This window comes from Mycobacterium asiaticum, assembly GCF_001673315.1.
GTDB classification, from domain to species: Bacteria; Actinomycetota; Actinomycetes; order Mycobacteriales; family Mycobacteriaceae; genus Mycobacterium; species Mycobacterium asiaticum_B.
Window position 1 is genome coordinate 36,505 of record NZ_LZLQ01000031.1, and the last position, 16,218, is coordinate 52,722.

At 67.3% G+C, this 16,218-nt stretch carries 19 protein-coding genes; 16 read left to right on the forward strand and 3 right to left on the reverse strand.

All coding sequences use genetic code 11. The features are described from left to right. Window positions 1-2: 2 nt before the first annotated feature. From pcaG to A5636_RS05685, 3 genes are all read left to right on the forward strand, one after another. Window positions 3-578, forward strand: coding sequence for a protocatechuate 3,4-dioxygenase subunit alpha (gene pcaG, locus A5636_RS05675; protein ID WP_065157723.1), 576 nt, complete (start codon window positions 3-5; stop codon window positions 576-578). Next, on the forward strand, window positions 575-1,816 hold the full coding sequence (locus A5636_RS05680; protein WP_065157724.1) for a lyase family protein: 1,242 nt from the start codon (window positions 575-577) through the stop codon (window positions 1,814-1,816). Before pcaG ends, A5636_RS05680 begins: the two co-directional genes overlap by 4 nt. Window positions 1,817-1,914: 98 nt before the next feature. Next, window positions 1,915-3,174 carry an alpha/beta hydrolase family protein gene (locus tag A5636_RS05685; RefSeq protein ID WP_065157725.1) on the forward strand — a complete coding sequence of 420 codons (1,260 nt, stop codon included), beginning with the start codon at window positions 1,915-1,917 and terminating at the stop codon, window positions 3,172-3,174. Here the strand turns inward: A5636_RS05685 and A5636_RS05690 are convergent. Then, window positions 3,155-3,967: a class I SAM-dependent methyltransferase gene (locus A5636_RS05690; protein ID WP_065157726.1), complete on the reverse strand. Its 813-nt coding sequence runs from the start codon at window positions 3,965-3,967 to the stop codon at window positions 3,155-3,157. The genes A5636_RS05685 and A5636_RS05690 overlap by 20 nt on opposite strands. 102 nt (window positions 3,968-4,069) lie before the next feature. Here A5636_RS05690 and A5636_RS05695 point away from each other — a divergent pair, with 102 nt between their 5' ends. Genes A5636_RS05695 through A5636_RS05710 form a run of 4 tightly spaced genes read left to right on the forward strand, consistent with a single transcriptional unit; the run spans window position 4,070 to window position 6,393 of the window. Continuing rightward, a complete protein-coding gene (locus A5636_RS05695; protein WP_065157727.1) occupies window positions 4,070-4,729 on the forward strand; it encodes a helix-turn-helix transcriptional regulator in 660 nt (219 codons plus the stop codon). Further along, window positions 4,726-5,151, forward strand: coding sequence for a hypothetical protein (locus A5636_RS05700; RefSeq protein ID WP_155763642.1), 426 nt, complete (start codon window positions 4,726-4,728; stop codon window positions 5,149-5,151). Before A5636_RS05695 ends, A5636_RS05700 begins: the two co-directional genes overlap by 4 nt. 20 nt (window positions 5,152-5,171) lie before the next feature. Then, a complete protein-coding gene (locus A5636_RS05705; RefSeq protein WP_065157728.1) occupies window positions 5,172-5,519 on the forward strand; it encodes a cupin domain-containing protein in 348 nt (115 codons plus the stop codon). 1 nt (window position 5,520) lies between these two features. Next, entirely contained in the window at window positions 5,521-6,393 is an 873-nt protein-coding gene (locus A5636_RS05710; protein WP_065157729.1) for an NAD(P)H-dependent flavin oxidoreductase, read from the forward strand. On the opposite strand, the gene A5636_RS05715 is transcribed toward A5636_RS05710, so the two are convergent. Then, on the reverse strand, window positions 6,335-7,060 hold the full coding sequence (locus A5636_RS05715; protein ID WP_065157730.1) for a helix-turn-helix transcriptional regulator: 726 nt from the start codon (window positions 7,058-7,060) through the stop codon (window positions 6,335-6,337). The genes A5636_RS05710 and A5636_RS05715 overlap by 59 nt on opposite strands. Window positions 7,061-7,154: 94 nt before the next feature. Between A5636_RS05715 and A5636_RS05720 the strand changes: the two genes are divergently transcribed. Beyond that, window positions 7,155-7,613 carry a DoxX family membrane protein gene (locus A5636_RS05720; protein ID WP_065157731.1) on the forward strand — a complete coding sequence of 153 codons (459 nt, stop codon included), beginning with the start codon at window positions 7,155-7,157 and terminating at the stop codon, window positions 7,611-7,613. On the opposite strand, the gene A5636_RS05725 is transcribed toward A5636_RS05720, so the two are convergent. Next, complete coding sequence (locus A5636_RS05725; RefSeq protein ID WP_065157732.1) at window positions 7,595-8,098, reverse strand: DUF1990 family protein; 504 nt, start codon at window positions 8,096-8,098, stop codon at window positions 7,595-7,597. The genes A5636_RS05720 and A5636_RS05725 overlap by 19 nt on opposite strands. 33 nt (window positions 8,099-8,131) lie before the next feature. Here A5636_RS05725 and A5636_RS05730 point away from each other — a divergent pair, with 33 nt between their 5' ends. From A5636_RS05730 to A5636_RS05765, 8 genes are all read left to right on the forward strand, one after another. After that, complete coding sequence (locus A5636_RS05730; RefSeq protein WP_065157733.1) at window positions 8,132-8,995, forward strand: aldo/keto reductase; 864 nt, start codon at window positions 8,132-8,134, stop codon at window positions 8,993-8,995. Between the two features lie 12 nt (window positions 8,996-9,007). Continuing rightward, complete coding sequence (locus A5636_RS05735) at window positions 9,008-9,634, forward strand: PaaI family thioesterase (protein WP_065157734.1); 627 nt, start codon at window positions 9,008-9,010, stop codon at window positions 9,632-9,634. A 61-nt stretch (window positions 9,635-9,695) separates the two neighbouring features. Continuing rightward, window positions 9,696-11,750, forward strand: a complete 2,055-nt coding sequence (thrS, locus tag A5636_RS05740; protein ID WP_065157735.1) for a threonine--tRNA ligase — start codon at window positions 9,696-9,698, stop codon at window positions 11,748-11,750. Further along, window positions 11,743-12,297 (forward strand): HIT family protein, encoded by a 555-nt coding sequence (locus A5636_RS05745; protein ID WP_065157736.1) that lies wholly within the window; start codon window positions 11,743-11,745, stop codon window positions 12,295-12,297. The genes thrS and A5636_RS05745 overlap by 8 nt, the downstream gene beginning before the upstream one ends. Beyond that, window positions 12,294-12,947, forward strand: a complete 654-nt coding sequence (pgsA, locus tag A5636_RS05750) for a phosphatidylinositol phosphate synthase (protein WP_065157737.1) — start codon at window positions 12,294-12,296, stop codon at window positions 12,945-12,947. The genes A5636_RS05745 and pgsA overlap by 4 nt, the downstream gene beginning before the upstream one ends. Then, on the forward strand, window positions 12,944-13,897 hold the full coding sequence (locus tag A5636_RS05755) for a phosphatidylinositol mannoside acyltransferase (RefSeq protein WP_065157738.1): 954 nt from the start codon (window positions 12,944-12,946) through the stop codon (window positions 13,895-13,897). Before pgsA ends, A5636_RS05755 begins: the two co-directional genes overlap by 4 nt. Then, window positions 13,897-15,021, forward strand: a complete 1,125-nt coding sequence (locus A5636_RS05760; protein WP_065157739.1) for a glycosyltransferase family 4 protein — start codon at window positions 13,897-13,899, stop codon at window positions 15,019-15,021. The genes A5636_RS05755 and A5636_RS05760 overlap by 1 nt, the downstream gene beginning before the upstream one ends. After that, a complete protein-coding gene (locus A5636_RS05765; RefSeq protein WP_065157740.1) occupies window positions 15,021-16,055 on the forward strand; it encodes an NUDIX hydrolase in 1,035 nt (344 codons plus the stop codon). Before A5636_RS05760 ends, A5636_RS05765 begins: the two co-directional genes overlap by 1 nt. Window positions 16,056-16,218: the final 163 nt, after the last annotated feature.

Genomic DNA, 16,218 nt, shown 5'->3' on the forward strand with positions numbered 1-16,218 from the left:
CGATGCGCCATCCTGAATTCGCTTGTACGCCAGCTCAAACGGTGGGTCCGTTCTTCAGCCTGGGATTGCAGTTCACCGGCGACAGCGAATTGGTGCGGGCAGACGTCCCGTGTGCGGTCGAGTTGCACGGCACCATTTACGACGGTGCCGGGGCGGTGGTCCCAGACGCCCTGGTGGAGATCTGGCAGCCCGACTCGGAGGGTCGGGTTCCGCGGACTGTGGGTTCGTTGCGGCGCGAGCGCTCGACGTTTACCGGGTGGGGGAGAGCGGCGACGGACGCGGACGGCCGGTATCGCTTCACCACGATGGCGCCGGGCCCGGTGTGCCCCGGCCGCGCACCATATTTCGCGGTGACCGTTTTCGCCCGCGGTCTGCTGCGGGGCCTGTTCACCCGCGCTTACCTGCCGGGCGCCGACGTCGGTGGCGATCCGCTGTTGTCGGCTGTGGACCCAGGCCGCAGGGGTACCTTGTTGTGTTCCGCCGATCACGGCTCCGACCGGGCGCGATACCGGTTCGACGTGCACCTGCAGGGCCCGAACGAATCGGTCTTCTTGACGTATGAGGACCATCGGCGATGACCAACCTGCTCTGGCCGGGAGATCAGCGTGCCGGCGCTTTGATGACGGACCGGGCACTGCTGCAGTCGATGGTCGCAGTGGAGTCGGCCTGGCTGGATGCACTGGCCGGTGCCGGCCTGGTCCCAGTCGCGAAGCCCGACACCGCCTTGCACCATCTGGTGGACGGGCGTGACTGCGACATGCTCGCCGACGCGGCCGAGGACGGCGGGAACCCGGTGATCGGTTTGGTCACGTTGCTGCGCCAGCGTGCCACGCCTACCGTCGCGCCGTGGATTCACCGGGGACTGACCAGTCAGGACGTCGTGGACACCGCCCTGATGCTGGCGTTGCATGACGTGGTGAAACATCTTGAAAGCCAACTGGCCGAGCAGATTTCGGTACTGTGTGCGCTCGCTGTCAAGCACCGGGCCACACCGATGGTGGCCCGTACTCTGACCCAGCACGGCGCGCCCAGCACGTTCGGCGCCAAAGTCGCCGGCTGGCTCGACGGCGTGGCCGACGCCTATCAGCGATTGACGGCCTTGGACATCCCCGCCCAGTTCGGCGGTGCCGTCGGGAACTGTTCGGCCACTGTGGAATTGGCGGCACTGACCGGCCAGGCCGACCCGGTAACGGCGGCCACTCACGTGACACGTAGTGCGGCAACCTCTTTGGGTCTGAGTTACCGGCGGCCATGGCACACCACCCGGGGGCCGGTCACTGCGGCCGCCAACGCGCTGGTGGGGTGCAGCGATTGTTGGGGCCGCATCGCCGCAGATGTGCTGACACTGTCCCGGCCGGAGATCGCCGAACTGAGCGAGCCGAGCAGCGGTGCGCGCGGTGAATCGTCCTCGATGCCGCACAAGCGCAACCCGGTGTTGTCGGTGCTGATCCGGCGGGCCGCCATCGCGGGACCTCCGATGGCGGCGACGCTGCACACCGCCGCCGCACTCGCCAATGACGAGCGACCGGATGGCTCGTGGCATGCCGAATGGGACACCCTGCGCACGCTGGGGCGGCGAACCGTCATCGCAGGCTCGCAGTGCACCGAACTGTTGGCCGGACTGGAAGTCGACACCGCGAACATGGCGAGAAATCTCGGCGCCACCGACGTGCTGGGCGAGCAGCGCGCCATCGCGGCCCTCGTCGACCAGTCCCCGTCGCCAACGTACCTCGGTGCGGTCGACCAGCTGATCGACGACAGCGTCCGCTGCGCGCAACGGCTCCTCGATGACAAGGCGCGAAACGGCAGGGTGTGAGCCGCGCAATACTGCGGCGCCGGGAGTGACAATCATCCCTCCCACATCCCCTCCCACGCCTCTAAAACGTCATCTGCCAGGGTGTTAGCGTCGGAAACATGGCAGCACCCGCCAAAGACGGCGAACGGCCCCGGTCCACGACCACGCGCCGTATCCTTGCCGGTCCAGTGGCCGACACAGTGACCAACACGGTGCGGCCGTTCGCGCGCACCGGCCGCTACTTCGCCCGGTCCTGGCGCGACTACCGCGGCGACCACGCCGACGAGTTGCCGATCGCGCGCCCCACATTGGCGTTGGCGGCGCAGGCTTTTCGGGACGAGGTCGTGCTGGCCGGTCTCAAGATGCGGCGCCCGGTGAGCAAACCGCGGGCCTTCCAGCGCATCAACGACGAGGTGGTGGCCGCTCTGGACTTTTACGGCAGCCGCGGCTGGCTGGACGAGCCCGAAGGCTTCTTCGCACCGCCGCCGCCGTTGTCGGATGTGACGCTGCGGCATGTCAACAAAGTGCGGCGGTCCTACCAGCAATTGTCTTTCGAGAGTGGATACCGCCCGCATCCGGACGAACCCGGCTGCGAGAGGTGGCTGGGCTACACCTCCGTGCAACAAGTGCATGCGGTGTTGCTGCGGCACCCGGAACCGCGGCCGTGGCTGATCTGCGTGCACGGTACCGAAATGGGCCGGTCTGCAATCGATCTCAGGATCTTCCGGGCCTGGAAGTTGCATGACGAGCTGGGTCTGAACGTGGTGCTGCCCGTCCTGCCGATGCACGGTCCCCGGGCGCGCGACCTGCCCAAAGGTGCGGTGTTCCCGGGAGAAGACGTTCTCGACGACGTCCACGCCACCGCGCAAGCGGTGTGGGACATCCGGCGGTTGCTGTCCTGGATCCGGTCGCAGGAACCGGACTCACCGATCGGGCTGAACGGCATGTCGCTGGGCGGATACATCGCGGCTTTGGTCGCCAGCTTGGAAAGCGACCTGACCTGCGCGATTCTCGGCGTTCCGGTGGCCAATCTGGTCGAGCTACTGGGCCGGCACTCCGGCCTGCGCCGTGATGACCCGCGCCGGGACACGATGACATTGGCCGAGCCCATCGGAAAGATGGTGTCGCCCTTGTCGCTGCGCCCGCGGGTGCCGATGCAGGGTCGTTTCGTCTACGCGGGCATTGCCGACCAGGTCGTGCACCCGCGGGAGCAGGTGACCAGGCTCTGGGAGCACTGGGGCAAACCCCAGATGATCTGGTACCGCGGCGGCCATGCCGGATTCATTCGGTCGCGGCCGGTGCAACGGTTCATTCAGGATTCGTTGCGGGAGTCCGGCCTGCTGGATCAGCAGCCCGGCATCACGGCTTCTGGGCGATAATCGCCACGGCGGTCAGCCGGTCCCGGTGCCGACGAAATGTGTTGCGCATCAGCAAGACTCGCTTGCGCGCGTCGGGCTGGGTCAGCACATTCCGGGCGAACCGCAGGGCGCCGAAAAGGCCTTCGTCGGCCAGCACCCGACGGGGTTGCAGCAGGGCCATCGGTGCGGTAACCACTTGCTCGACGAGCAGTCCATGACCCGCTAACAACTGCGACCATTCCGCGACGGTCAACGGTCGCGCGTTGACCTTGATGGCACGCGCCAGTGCTTGACGTACATCGGTGGTGACCTCCGCGGGCAGGTCGTCGGGTGTCAGCGCAAGCTCGTGGATGGCGTAGCGGCCCTGGGGTCGCAGCACCCGCGCGGCCTCGGCGACGATCGCGTGTTTGGCCGCGTCGCCCTGCATGGTCAACATCGCCTCGCCGATGACGACGTCCGCGCTGGCATCGGGTAGACCGGTGTCGGCGGCGTCGACGACCTTGACTTCGGCGTGAGCCAGCGACGAATACCCGGAGACGACGCCGCGGACCATGTTGGCCGCGTCCGGGTCGGCTTCGGCTCCGACGTAGGAGCGCGGGCCGCGTGCCACGATCTCTGCGGCGGTCCGGCCCAGACCGGGGGCCAGTTCCAGCACATCGGCACCTGCGACGCCGGCGCGGGCGAGCAGCGTGCGGGTGAGTTCGACACCGCCGGGCCGCAGCACCCGCTTGCCCAGCCGGGCCAGCAACCAATGGCCCTGGACATGTTCGTCGTCCCGGTCGGACAGCGGTAGCGGATACTCCTGGCCAGTCATCTCACGCCCGTCCCTTCTCAGACCCGTGCAGCCGTGTAGTTTTCACAAGTTTACTTGTGTAAAATCCAGCTCATCCGCTCTCGTTCGACAAAGGGGTCAGTAATGGCGGTATCAGACCACGAGCCGCTCGGCCGGCGGCGCGCGGTGCTGCGTGTGCTGCGGGAATCGCCGGTGCCGTTGAGCATCATCGCGATCGCCGAAGAGCTCGGTGTGCATCCCAACACGGTGCGTTTTCACCTCGACGGTCTCATCGGCGACGGTCAAGTCGAGCGCGTGCAGCCCCATCGGCGCGGTCCGGGGCGCCCGCCCCTGATGTTCCGGGCGGTGCCGCAGATGGACCGCGGCGGCACCCGCCACTACCAACTCCTCGCCGAGATTCTGGCCACCAGCCTCGCGACCGATGCGGATCCGTCCGCACGCGCGATCGCCACCGGACGGGCCTGGGGAGGGCGCCTTGACGCCGAGCCGGCCGTAGTCGCAGACGTGGACGAATCGATCGATCGGCTGACCGACGTCCTCGACGAGCTGGGCTTCGAGCCCGAGGCCCGGGCCGCTGACGGCGGACGGCAACTCGGCCTGCGGCATTGCCCGTTCCTCGAGCTGGCCGAAAAGCAACCCGGGGTGGTGTGCCCGATGCACTTGGGCCTGATGCGCGGAGCCCTGGAGCAGTGGGGTGCACCTGTGACGGTCGACCGGCTGGACGCGTTCGTCGAACCGGACCTGTGTGTCGCCCACCTCGCACCGGCGACAGCCACACCGTGAGGGCCGGACCCGCGATCGAGGTTGCCGTCACCTTCGTCTGGCTCGGGATGGTGCTGGCCATCTCATTTCTCGAAGCTCCCCTGAAATTTCGGGCGCCCGGCGTCACCCTTCCGATCGGGCTGGGTATCGGCCGCCTGGTCTTCCGTGCCCTGAACGCCGTAGAAGTTGTGTTCGCGTTGGTGATCGTGGCGATCGCAGTGGCCGGCCCGACGCAGGGCGGATTTGCCGCGGCGATTGCGGTGGCCATCGTGATGCTCGCCGTGCAACTCGTCGCCGTTCGCCCGCGCCTGACCAAGCGATCCGACCAGGTTCTGGCCGGGACGGACGCGCCTCGTTCCCGCGCCCATTACGGCTACGTCGGGTTGGAGGCGGTCAAGGTCGTTGCGTTGTTGGTGGCAGGGATACTGCTGTTACGAGGCTGACCGAGGAGAAGGATTCACCAATGGAATCGATTTCGCTTACCGACCTGGCTTCCGAGAAGTTGGCCGAGGCCCGCACCTCACACAGTGGCCGGGCCGCACATACGATCCATGGCGGTCACAGCCACGAGTTACGCCAGACCGTGCTGGCGTTGCTCGCTGAGCACGACCTGTCCGAACACGAGAGCCCCGGCGAAGCGACACTGCAGGTGCTGCAGGGTCATGTCCGGCTGACCGCCAACGACGACTCCTGGGACGGGAAGGCCGGCGATTACGTCGTCATCCCGCCGGTACGGCACGCCCTGCACGCGGTCGAGGACTCGGTGGTGATGCTGACCGTGCTGAAATCCCAGCCCGGCGCTTCGCACTGAGGTGCTCGCCACGCCGTGGTCGGAGGACTTCGGCCTGCGGGTACCGATCGTCAACGCCCCGATGGGCGGGGTCGCGGGTGGTCGGCTCGCCGCCGCCGTGACCGCCGCCGGAGGTCTAGGCATGGTCGGCATGGGCAGCACGGCGACCCGGGATGCGCTGGCCGCCGAATTGCAGCTCGTGAATGGCCGGTTCGGGATCGGTTTGGTGGACTGGGTCATGCGCAGTGAAGCCGGCCTGCTGCAGGACGCGTTGGCCGCGCGGCCAGCGCTGCTGTCGGTCAGCTTCGGGTCCGACTGGTCCTGGGTCGGACAAGCTCGTGACGCTGGAATCGCCACCGCCACACAGGTTTACGACGCCGTCGGGGCGCAGCGGGCAGCCGATGCCGGGGTGGACATCCTGGTGGCGCGCGGTGCCGAAGGCGGCGGTCACGGTGAGGTACGCCTCGGGACCCTGCCATTGCTGGATGCGGTCCTGGACGCCGTTTCGGTACCGGTGCTGGCCGGGGGTGCTGTCGCCTCGCCGCGAAGTCTGGCCGCGGTGCTGGCCGCCGGTGCGAGCGGAGCGTGGGTAGGCACCCGGCTGGCGGCATGTCCCGAGGCGCTCAGCGGCGAAATGAGCCGTCGGGCCCTGATCGACGCGGCCGGGACCGACACCCGGGTTACCCGGGACTTCGATATTGCAGCCGGCCTGCCGTGGCCGGAACGGTTCCCGTCTCGGGTGTTGGCCGGCAGCGAGGCCGACGACGTGCAGGGTGCTCCCGTCGACGCGGGTCAGGGCGTCGGGATGGTGCGGGACGCGGGCACCGTCAGCGAGGTCATCGGGGAGATGTGTTCGGGGGCGGAGACGTTGCTGGCGCGGTGGGGGCGCACCTGAGCACTACGCAGCACCGCATCGGGCGTGGTTCCAATTTGACGTCCGGACCGTACGGGTCCAGCGCGTCGGCCACGCCGGTGATCAGCGCGTGATTCATTCCGCAGGCCAGAGCGGTCTGCTCCTGGGCCAGCGCATGGAACGGGCAGTTGGCGAGTTCCACCTCACCGCCGGTCCGCCGGGGTTCGTAGCCGTACCTGCGCAAGACGCTTAGCGCCGACTCGAGCGCGTCTGCGGGATCGGCTGGCCCGTCCTTGACGGCCCCGATGCCTCGACCGCAGGCACGGGCTACTTCGTTGAGCACCTCGGCGACCGGCTCCCCGGTACGGGTCGAGCGGGTGATCGCTGCGGCCATCAATCGACCGGCCAACTCGTACTCGCGTTGCGGGAGGCTGACGGCGATATCGCGCCCTGCCCGCCGATACAACTTCGAGGTGCGGCCGGCGCCGGGGCCGGACCGACCGCCGACGCGGGCATAGTCGCTTTCCAACAGGCCCTCGTCGGTAAGCCGGTCGAGGTGAAATTTCGCCTGATGGCGGGCAATGCCGACGGCGTCAGCCGCTTGGTCGCGGCTCACTGCTGCAGGTTGGGAGCACACGAAGTCATAAAGCTGATGGCGCACCGGGTCGGCCAAGGCGCCGATCCCGGCCGCGTCCCGCTCCAGCCCCATACTCCCGCACCTTCTAACGGACAAGTTACTTGACGCTACAGTCTACCCGTTCTAACGTATAAATTATTATCCGCTAGAACTCGAGGAGTAGTCGATGAGCACCACCCACGCCACCGGAAACCCGGCCGATCTGCAGGCCAAATTGCGTGATCCCGCGTACTCCGCCTTCCTGTTGCTACGCACGGTTTTCACCGTCGCGCCCATCGTGTTCGGCCTCGACAAGTTCTTCAACGTGCTGACCCATCCCCATCACTGGAGCATGTACCTGGCGGGCTGGATCGACGGAATCATTCCCGGCACTGCCGACCAGGCCATGTATCTGGTCGGTGCGATTGAGATCGTCGCCGGCATCCTGGTCGCAGTCGCGCCGCGTTGGGGCGCGTGGGTGGTCGCGGGCTGGCTGGCCGGAATCATCCTGGACCTGCTTACCGGGCCGGGTTTCTACGACGTCGCTCTGCGTGACTTCGGTTTGCTGGTGGGAGCGCTCGCCCTGGCCAGGCTGGCCCATGGCGTGCACACCGGGAGCATCGTCGCTCAGATGCCGCGCAGGTAGCGGCGGGCGATGATGCGTTGAGTCACCACCACGAAGGGCCCGCCCAGCTTGCTCCACCAGCGGGCGGGCCGGGAGAACGACGACACGTCCGCATACACCGCAGAGGTCTTGGGGTCGTAGCGGACCGCGAAGCGTTCCTCACCGGATTCGGGGTGACCCGGCAGCGTCCCGTAGGCGAAGCCGCGCGCGTCGGGTTCGTCGATCACGTAGACCACCCGGCACGGGGCACGCAGCACACCCAGCGTCTTGACCACCACCACGGCCGAGACCACGACGCGGTCCGAACTGGCCCGCACGCCCAAGCCGGCGCCGCGCTGCATGCCCCAACTCATGACGGCATCGGCGGCTTGTTCGAAGCGGTCCCGGCCGGTGCCGATCTGCTCGGACACACTGAGGTGCTGGTATCCAGGTGGCAACTGTGCGGCGGCGGTGGCGCCCACTTCCTGATAGGTCAGCTGCTGGTCGGCAAGCGCATTCAGGTCCACAAAGGCCAGCTTGCCACGCGTACGGTTTGATGCATGGCTGCGGAAAATTCGGGAACGTTTGCACTCGGTGGCGACCTGTCCATCAACCGGCTCGGCTTCGGCGCGATGCGCCTGACCGGGAAAGGGGTCTGGGGCCCGCCGGCCGACCGCGACGAATGCGTCCGAGTGCTGCGGCGCGCGGTCGAACTCGGCGTGAACTTCATCGACACAGCCGACTCCTACGGCCCCTATATCTGCGAGGAGATCATCCACGAGGCGCTGCACCCGTACACCGATTTGGTCATCGCCACCAAGGCGGGCCTGCTGCGCACCGGCCCCGACGTCTGGATCCCGCTGGGCAATCCGAGCTACCTGCGGCAGGAATGCGAAATGAGCCTGCGGCGTCTGGGCGTCGAGACCATCGACCTGTTCCAGCTGCACCGCGTCGACGCCAACTTCCCGCTCGCCGACCAGCTCGGCGAGCTGACCGCGTTGCAGACGGAAGGCAAGATCCGCCACATCGGACTGTCCGAGATCGACGTCGACCAACTGGAGGCCGCCCGTCAGTTGGCGCCGATCGTGTCGGTGCAGAACATGTACAACCTGTCGACCCGCAGCGCCGAGCCGCTGCTGGAAGCCGCGACCGCCCAGGGCATCGGCTTCATTCCGTGGTTCCCGCTGGCGTCGGGCCCATTGGCCGCACCGGACGGTCCGCTGCAGAAGATCGCATCGGCCCACCATGCGACGCCGTCGCAGCTGGCGCTGGCCTGGCTGTTGAAGCGCTCGCCGGTGATGCTGCCGATCCCCGGGACGTCGCGGGTGGCGCACCTGGAGGAGAACGTCGCCGCCGCCGACATCACCCTCACCGACGAGGAATTCGAGGCGCTATCGGCTGCCGGTGCCGCTCAAAGCGAATAGCAATACGGTGTCCTGGTGGTAGTTGACCATCAGCAACACCCTGGCGGCGGATTCAACCCGCCTGAACCGACCAAAAAGGGCGGACCGGATTACGGCCGTTTCGTCGACGCGGTGCGCAAGCTGCAGGACCATGCGCGCGCCGTCGATGCGCCCGACGCGGTGATCACCGAAGCCGCCAACCGGCTGGAAGAGCTCTCGGCACTGCTGGCACCGTTCGACGCCGACGAGTGGCAGTCGCCGTCGGGACGCCGGATGGATCTGCCGGTCCGCGGGAACATCCTGACCGTCCCGATGGACGCGCAGAAGACCGCGGACGGCCGGATCGAAGGTCAGGCCCGCTTCGCCCGATTTCACCTGGGGCGCAACGGTGCCGTGCACGGCGGGGCTCTCGGCCTGATGTTCGACTCGATTCTGGGATTGACCGCGTCGGTGCTGACCGGTAGCCGCCGGCAGCGCACGGCATACCTGAAGGTCACCTACCGCAGCATCGTGCCGATCGAAAAGGAGTTGCAGTTCTCCTGCGGGATCGACAGCGTGGAGGGACGCAAGATCTTCGTATCGGGTCAGTTGACCGACGGCGACACCCTGCTGACCGAAGCCGACGCGTTGTTTGTACGGCTCAAGCCGGGGCAGCCCTGAGACACCTCCCCGATAGCATTGTCCGCGATCGCCTCACCTTCACGTATTGGAGACCAACCCGATGAGCGCCCCCGCACAGCCCGTCCCGGCAACGCCGATCCGGGTGCCTGCCGGGACTACCGCCGCGGCCGCTGTCGGGGAGGCGGGGTTGCCGCGGCGCGGGTCGCCGGAAGCGATCGTGGTAGTGCGCGACGCCGACGGCAAGCTGCGCGATCTGAGCTGGGTGCCTGACACGGATGTCGAGGTCACCCCGGTCGCGGCGAACACCGACGACGGCCGCAGCGTCATCCGGCACTCGACCGCGCACGTGCTGGCCCAGGCCGTGCAGGACCTGTTTCCGCACGCGAAGTTGGGGATTGGACCGCCGATCGTCGACGGCTTCTACTACGACTTCGACGTCATCGAGCCCTTCACGCCGGAGAACCTCGAAGCGCTGGAAAAGCGGATGCGCCAGATCGTCAAGGAAGGCCAGCTGTTCGACCGGCGGGTCTACCAGTCAAAGGACGAGGCGCGCGAAGAGCTGGCCAACGAGCCGTTCAAGCTCGAACTCATCGACGACAAGTCGGGCGACCCGGACGTCATGGAGGTCGGTGGAGACGAGCTGACCGCCTACGACAACCTCAACCCGCGAACCCGCCAACGGGTGTGGGGCGACCTGTGCCGCGGCCCGCACATCCCGACCACCAAGCACATCCCGGCGTTCAAGCTGACCCGCAGCTCCGCGGCCTACTGGCGGGGCGACCAGAACAACGCCAGCCTGCAACGGATCTACGGCACCGCGTGGGAGTCGCAGGAGGCAATGGAGCGTCACCTCGAGCTGATCGCCGAGGCGCAGCGCCGCGACCACCGCAAGCTGGGCGTGGAGCTGGACCTGTTCAGCTTCCCCGACGAGATCGGCTCCGGGCTCGCCGTCTTCCACCCCAGGGGTGGCATCATCCGTCGGGAGCTGGAGGAGTATTCGCGGCGCAAACACGAACAGGCCGGCTACCAGTTCGTCAACACCCCGCATATCACCAAGCAGCAGCTCTACGTCACCTCGGGCCACCTGGAGTGGTACGCCGACGGGATGTACCCGCCGATGCACCTCGACGCCGAGTTCAACGCGGACGGCACGGTGCGCAAGCCGGGGCAGGATTACTACCTCAAGCCGATGAACTGCCCGATGCATCACCTGATCTACCGGTCGCGGGGGCGGTCGTACCGTGAACTGCCGCTGCGGCTCTTCGAGTTCGGCAGCGTCTACCGCTACGAGAAGTCGGGCGTCATCCACGGCCTGACCAGGGTGCGTGGCATGACGCAGGACGACGCGCACATCTACTGCACCCGCGAGCAGATGCGCGACGAGCTCACCTCGGTGCTGCGCTTCGTCCTCGACCTGCTGGCCGACTACGGGCTCGACGACTACTACCTGGAGCTGTCCACCAAGGACCCGGAGAAGTACGTCGGCTCCGACGAGGTGTGGGACGAGGCCACCGCGATCCTGCGCGAAGTGGGCGAAGCCTCCGGCCTGGACCTGGTACCGGACCCGGGCGGTGCGGCGTTCTACGGTCCCAAGATTTCAGTGCAGGTCAAAGACGCGTTGGGCCGCAGCTGGCAGATGTCGACGCTTCAGGTCGACTTCAACATGCCGGACCGCTTCGAACTCGAATACACCGCGTCGGATGGGACGCGCCAGCGGCCCGTCCTCATCCACCGGGCGTTGTTCGGCTCGATCGAGCGGTTCTTCGGCATCCTCACCGAGCACCACGCGGGGGCGTTCCCGGCCTGGCTGGCGCCGGTGCAGACGGTCGGCATCCCGGTCGCCGACGAGCACATCGCCTACCTGGAAGACGTTGCCACGCAACTGAAGTCGCGCGGAATCCGGGCGGAGGTGGACAGCAGCGACGATCGGATGGCCAAGAAGATCGTGAACCACACCAACCAGAAGGTGCCGTTCATGCTGCTCGCCGGGGATCGCGACGTGCAGGCCGGCGCGGTGAGCTTCCGGTTCGCCGACCGCAGTCAGATCAACGGCGTGCCCCGCGACGTCGCGGTGGCAACGATTGCCGATTGGATCGCGCGACGTGAAAATTCCATTCCGACAGCCGAATCAGTAAAGGTAATCGGCGGTGAATGAGCAGGACGACACGATCCTCGACCGCGGTGTCGGGGAGCGCGACCACCTGCAACGACTGTGGACGCCGTACCGGATGAACTACCTCGCCGAAGCTCCCATGAAGCGCGACGACGCCGGGCGCGCCGAACCCTTCAGTGACATCCCGCAGATGTCCGACGAGGACGGACTGGTGGTGGCCCGCGGCGAACTCGTCTACGCCGTGCTCAACTTGTACCCGTACAACCCGGGCCACCTGATGGTGGTGCCCTACCGGCGGGTGTCCGAACTCGAAGATCTGACCGAAGCCGAGAGCGCCGAGGTGATGGCCTTCACCCAGAAGGCAATTCGGGTGATCAAGAACGTGTCGCGCCCGCACGGCTTCAACGTCGGCATCAATCTGGGGCACTCGGCGGGCGGATCGCTGGCCGAGCACCTCCACGTGCACGTCGTACCCCGATGGGGTGGCGACGCGAACTTCATCACCATCGTCGGCGGATCCAAGGTGATACCGCAGTTGCTGCGGGAAACCCGCCAGTTGCTGGCCGACGAGTGGACCAGGCAGTCATGAGCAAGCTGCCGTTCCTGTCGCGGGCGTTCTTCTCCCGGATCACCGAGCCGGTGGCCCGGGCCGCCCTGTGGGTCGGTCTGACGCCGGACGCCGCCACCGTCATCGGAACCACCGCAACGGTGGCGGGCGCGTTGATTCTCTTCCCGATGGGTCACCTGTTCGCCGGTGGCTGCGTGGTGTGGTTCTTCACGTTGTTCGACATGCTCGACGGCGCCATGGCCCGCGAACGCGGCGGCGGCACCCGGTTCGGTGCGGTGCTGGATGCCACCTGTGACCGCATCAGTGACGGCGCGGTGTTCTGCGGGTTGCTGTGGTGGATCGCGTTCCACCTGCACGACCGGCTGCTGACCGTGGCGACCCTGATCTGCCTGGTGACCTCCCAGGTCATCTCCTACATCAAGGCCCGCGCCGAAGCCAGCGGGTTGCGCGGTGACGGCGGCTTCATCGAGCGGCCCGAACGGTTGATCATTGTGCTGACCGGTGCCGGGGTGTCGGACTTTCCGTTCGTTGCCTGGCCGCCGGCACTGCCCATCGGAATGTGGCTGCTGGCGGTGCTCAGCATCATCACCTGCGGGCAGCGGTTGTACACCGTGCGGACTTCACCCGGGGCCGTCGACCGCATCGCGCTGCAAGGAAAGAGTGAGCCGTGATACCTCCGTCGGTGGGCCTGAAGAAACTGCCCGGACGACCCCGCGAACTGTTGACCGGCACCGCGACCGGGTGGGCGTATGCGGCGGGCTGGCGGGCGGTTCGGGCGCTGCCGGAGTTCGCGGCGCGCAACGCGTTCGACGCGGGCGCGCGGTATGCGGCGCGGCGCGGTGGACCGGAGCAGCTCCGCAAGAACCTGGCGCGTGTGATAGGGGTACGGCCCGCCCAGGTGCCGGACTCGTTGATGCGTGCGTCCCTGGAGTCCTACGCCCGGTACTGGCGGGAGGCGTTTCGCCTGCCGACCATGGATCTGGCCGAACTCACCCGCCGGCTGGACAGCTGCACCGGTGGGCAGGACAACCTGAACGGGGCGCTGGCCGCCGGCCGGGGGGTGGTGCTGGCGTTGCCGCACAGCGGTAACTGGGACATGAACGGGGTCTGGCTCTCGCAGACCTACGGCACGTTCGCCACCGTCGCCGAGCGGCTCAAACCGGAATCGCTGTACCGACGTTTCATCGAGTACCGCGAAGGCCTGGGTTTCGAAGTCATTCCGCATTCGGGGGGAGATCGATCCCCGTTCGAGGTGCTGTGCGACCGGCTACGGGCCAACCAGATCGTGGCGCTGATGGCCGAGCGTGACCTCACCCGAACTGGCGTCGAGGTCGAATTCTTCGGTGAAACCACCCGGATGCCGGCCGGGCCGGCCAAACTCGCGATCGCCACCGGCGCGCAACTGCTGCCGTCCCACTGCTGGTTCGACGGCGACGGCTGGGAATGCAAGATGCAAGAACCGCTGGACTGCAGCAGCGGCGACGTCAAGGCGATCACTCAGGCGCTGGCCCGGGAATTCGAGACCAACATCGCCGCCAACCCCGAAGACTGGCACATGATGCAGCCGCAGTGGCTGGCCGATCTCTCGGACGAGCGGCAGGCCTGGTTGAAGGAAGCCTGATGCGGATCGGGATGGTCTGCCCCTACTCGTTCGATGTGCCGGGCGGGGTGCAGTCGCACGTCCTGCAGCTAGCCGAGGTGATGCGCGAGCGAGGGCATGAGGTCAGCGTGCTGGCCCCGGTGGGGGAGGACACCTCGCTTCCCGACTATGTCGTCTCCGCCGGGAAGGCCATTCCCATTCCCTACAACGGCTCGGTGGCCCGGGTGCGGTTCGGCCCGGCTTCTTACCGCGCGGTCAAAAAATGGCTCGCCGAGGGCGAGTTCGACGTGCTGCATGTGCACGAACCAAGCGCCCCGAGCCTGTCGCTGTTAGCGCTGAACATCGCCGAAGGCCCGATCGTGGCGACGTTTCACACCTCGGCCACCAAGTCGGTAGCGCTGTCGGTCCTGGGCGGCATGCTGCGGCCCAGGTTCGAGAAGATCGTCGGACGGATCGCGGTGTCCGACCTGGCCCGACGCTGGCAGATGGAATCGTTGGGGTCCGATGCGGTGGAGATTCCCAACGGCGTCGACGTCGAGTTCTTTTCGTCGGCGGCGCCGTTCGACGGATATCCGCGGCCGGGTAAGACGGTGCTGTTCCTGGGGCGGTATGACGAGCCGCGCAAGGGGATGGCGACGCTGCTGGAAGCTATGCCCAAGGTGGTGGAGTGTTTTCCTGACGTGCAGCTGCTGATCGTCGGCCGCGGTGACGAGGACGAATTACGCGGTGAGGCAACGGGATTCGCTGATAACTTGCGATTTCTGGGGCAGGTCGACGATGCGGGCAAGGCGTCCGCGATGCGCAGCGCCGATGTCTATTGCGCACCTAATACCGGTGGGGAGAGTTTCGGCATCGTTCTGGTGGAGGCCATGGCCGCCTGCACCGCGGTGGTGGCCAGCGACCTGGACGCGTTCCGACGCGTCTTGCAGGACGGCGAGGTGGGGCGACTGGTGCCCGTCGAGGACGGCAACGCGTTGGCTGATGCGTTGGTTGCGGTGCTGCAGGACGACGCGCTTCGGCAGCGATATGTCGCAGCCGGCACCGAGGCGGTCCGCCGCTACGACTGGTCGGTGGTAGCCAGCCAGATCATGCGGGTCTACGAGACGGTCGCAGGGTCTGGTGTGAAGGTGCAGGTGGCCGGCTGATGGAGTGGCTGGTTGCCGCAGTCATCGGGCTGTTCTTGGTGCTGGCGGCCTTTGGCGCCTGGGGCTATCAACGCGCCAATCGCTTGGACCGGCTGAACGTGCGCTACGACCTGTCCTGGCACGCGCTGGACGCAGCGCTGGCACGGCGGGCGGTGGTGGCGCGTGCCGTGGCGATCGACGCTTACGGCGGGTCACCCGAGGGCGAGCGGTTGGCGGCGCTGGCTGACGCCGCCGAGCGGGCACCGCGCCACGCACGGGAGACCGCGGAGAACGAGCTTTCCGCGGCACTGGCGATGGTCGATCCGGCGTCGGTGCCGGCGGCTTTGGTGGCGGAGTTGGCCGACGCCGAAGCTCGGGTGCTGTTGGCCCGCAGATTCCACAACGACGCGGTGCGCGACACCCTGGTGCTGGCCGAGCGACGGATGGTGCGATTGTTCCGGCTCGGCGGACGAGCGCCGCTGCCAACGTATTTCGAGATCGCCGAGCGGCCGCACGCCCAGCGGCACACCGATAGCGAGCTCAACCACCGCACCTCGGCGCGGGTGGTGTTGCTCGACGAGCACGGCGCGGTGCTGCTGTTGTGTGGCTCGGATCCCGCTATTACCGATGCGGCCAGGTGGTGGTTCACGGTCGGCGGCGAGGTACGGCCCGGTGAACGATTGGCCGAAGCGGCCGCGCGCGAACTCGCCGAGGAAACAGGGCTGCAGATCACGCCGGCGAACTTGGTGGGGCCCATCTGGCGACGCGACGAGGTCTTCGAGTTCAACGGCACCACGCTCGACAGCGAAGAGTTCTACTTCGTGCACCGCACCCAACGATTCGAGCCGACGGCCACCGGCCGCACCGAGTTGGAGCACAGCTACATCCACGGCGCCCGCTGGTGCAGCCCCGGCGATATCGCCGCGCTGACCGCTGCGGGGGAGCAGGTGTATCCGCGGCAACTCGGTGAGTTGTTGCCCGCGGCGGTCGAGCAGGCGGATCACTCGGCCAAGCACCAGGCTCGTGATTTCGTTGTGCCGCAGTCGATTCGCTGATGGTTCAGAAGGGTGGGGGTTCGTCACAGGGCGGCGCAGGCCCGCCGTTGCTGGCGTAGCCGGGTTGGCGGGCTTGGCGGTTCGCCCGGCGTTCGGCGTCGACGCGGTAGGCGCGGTCTTGGGCGCGGGTGCGTCGGCGCTTGGGCATCATCGCGGTGCGCTC

Bases quoted from the DNA above. Each gene is read 5' to 3' on its own strand.
- pcaG (WP_065157723.1), top strand. From the start codon at position 3: ATGCGCCATCCTGAATTCGCTTGTACGCCAGCTCAAACGGTGGGTCCG.
- A5636_RS05680 (WP_065157724.1), top strand. From the start codon at position 575: ATGACCAACCTGCTCTGGCCGGGAGATCAGCGTGCCGGCGCTTTGATG.
- A5636_RS05685 (WP_065157725.1), top strand. From the start codon at position 1,915: ATGGCAGCACCCGCCAAAGACGGCGAACGGCCCCGGTCCACGACCACG.
- A5636_RS05690 (WP_065157726.1), bottom strand. From the start codon at position 3,967: ATGACTGGCCAGGAGTATCCGCTACCGCTGTCCGACCGGGACGACGAA.
- A5636_RS05695 (WP_065157727.1), top strand. From the start codon at position 4,070: ATGGCGGTATCAGACCACGAGCCGCTCGGCCGGCGGCGCGCGGTGCTG.
- A5636_RS05705 (WP_065157728.1), top strand. From the start codon at position 5,172: ATGGAATCGATTTCGCTTACCGACCTGGCTTCCGAGAAGTTGGCCGAG.
- A5636_RS05715 (WP_065157730.1), bottom strand. From the start codon at position 7,060: ATGGGGCTGGAGCGGGACGCGGCCGGGATCGGCGCCTTGGCCGACCCG.
- A5636_RS05720 (WP_065157731.1), top strand. From the start codon at position 7,155: ATGAGCACCACCCACGCCACCGGAAACCCGGCCGATCTGCAGGCCAAA.
- A5636_RS05730 (WP_065157733.1), top strand. From the start codon at position 8,132: ATGGCTGCGGAAAATTCGGGAACGTTTGCACTCGGTGGCGACCTGTCC.
- thrS (WP_065157735.1), top strand. From the start codon at position 9,696: ATGAGCGCCCCCGCACAGCCCGTCCCGGCAACGCCGATCCGGGTGCCT.
- pgsA (WP_065157737.1), top strand. From the start codon at position 12,294: ATGAGCAAGCTGCCGTTCCTGTCGCGGGCGTTCTTCTCCCGGATCACC.
- A5636_RS05760 (WP_065157739.1), top strand. From the start codon at position 13,897: ATGCGGATCGGGATGGTCTGCCCCTACTCGTTCGATGTGCCGGGCGGG.
- A5636_RS05765 (WP_065157740.1), top strand. From the start codon at position 15,021: ATGGAGTGGCTGGTTGCCGCAGTCATCGGGCTGTTCTTGGTGCTGGCG.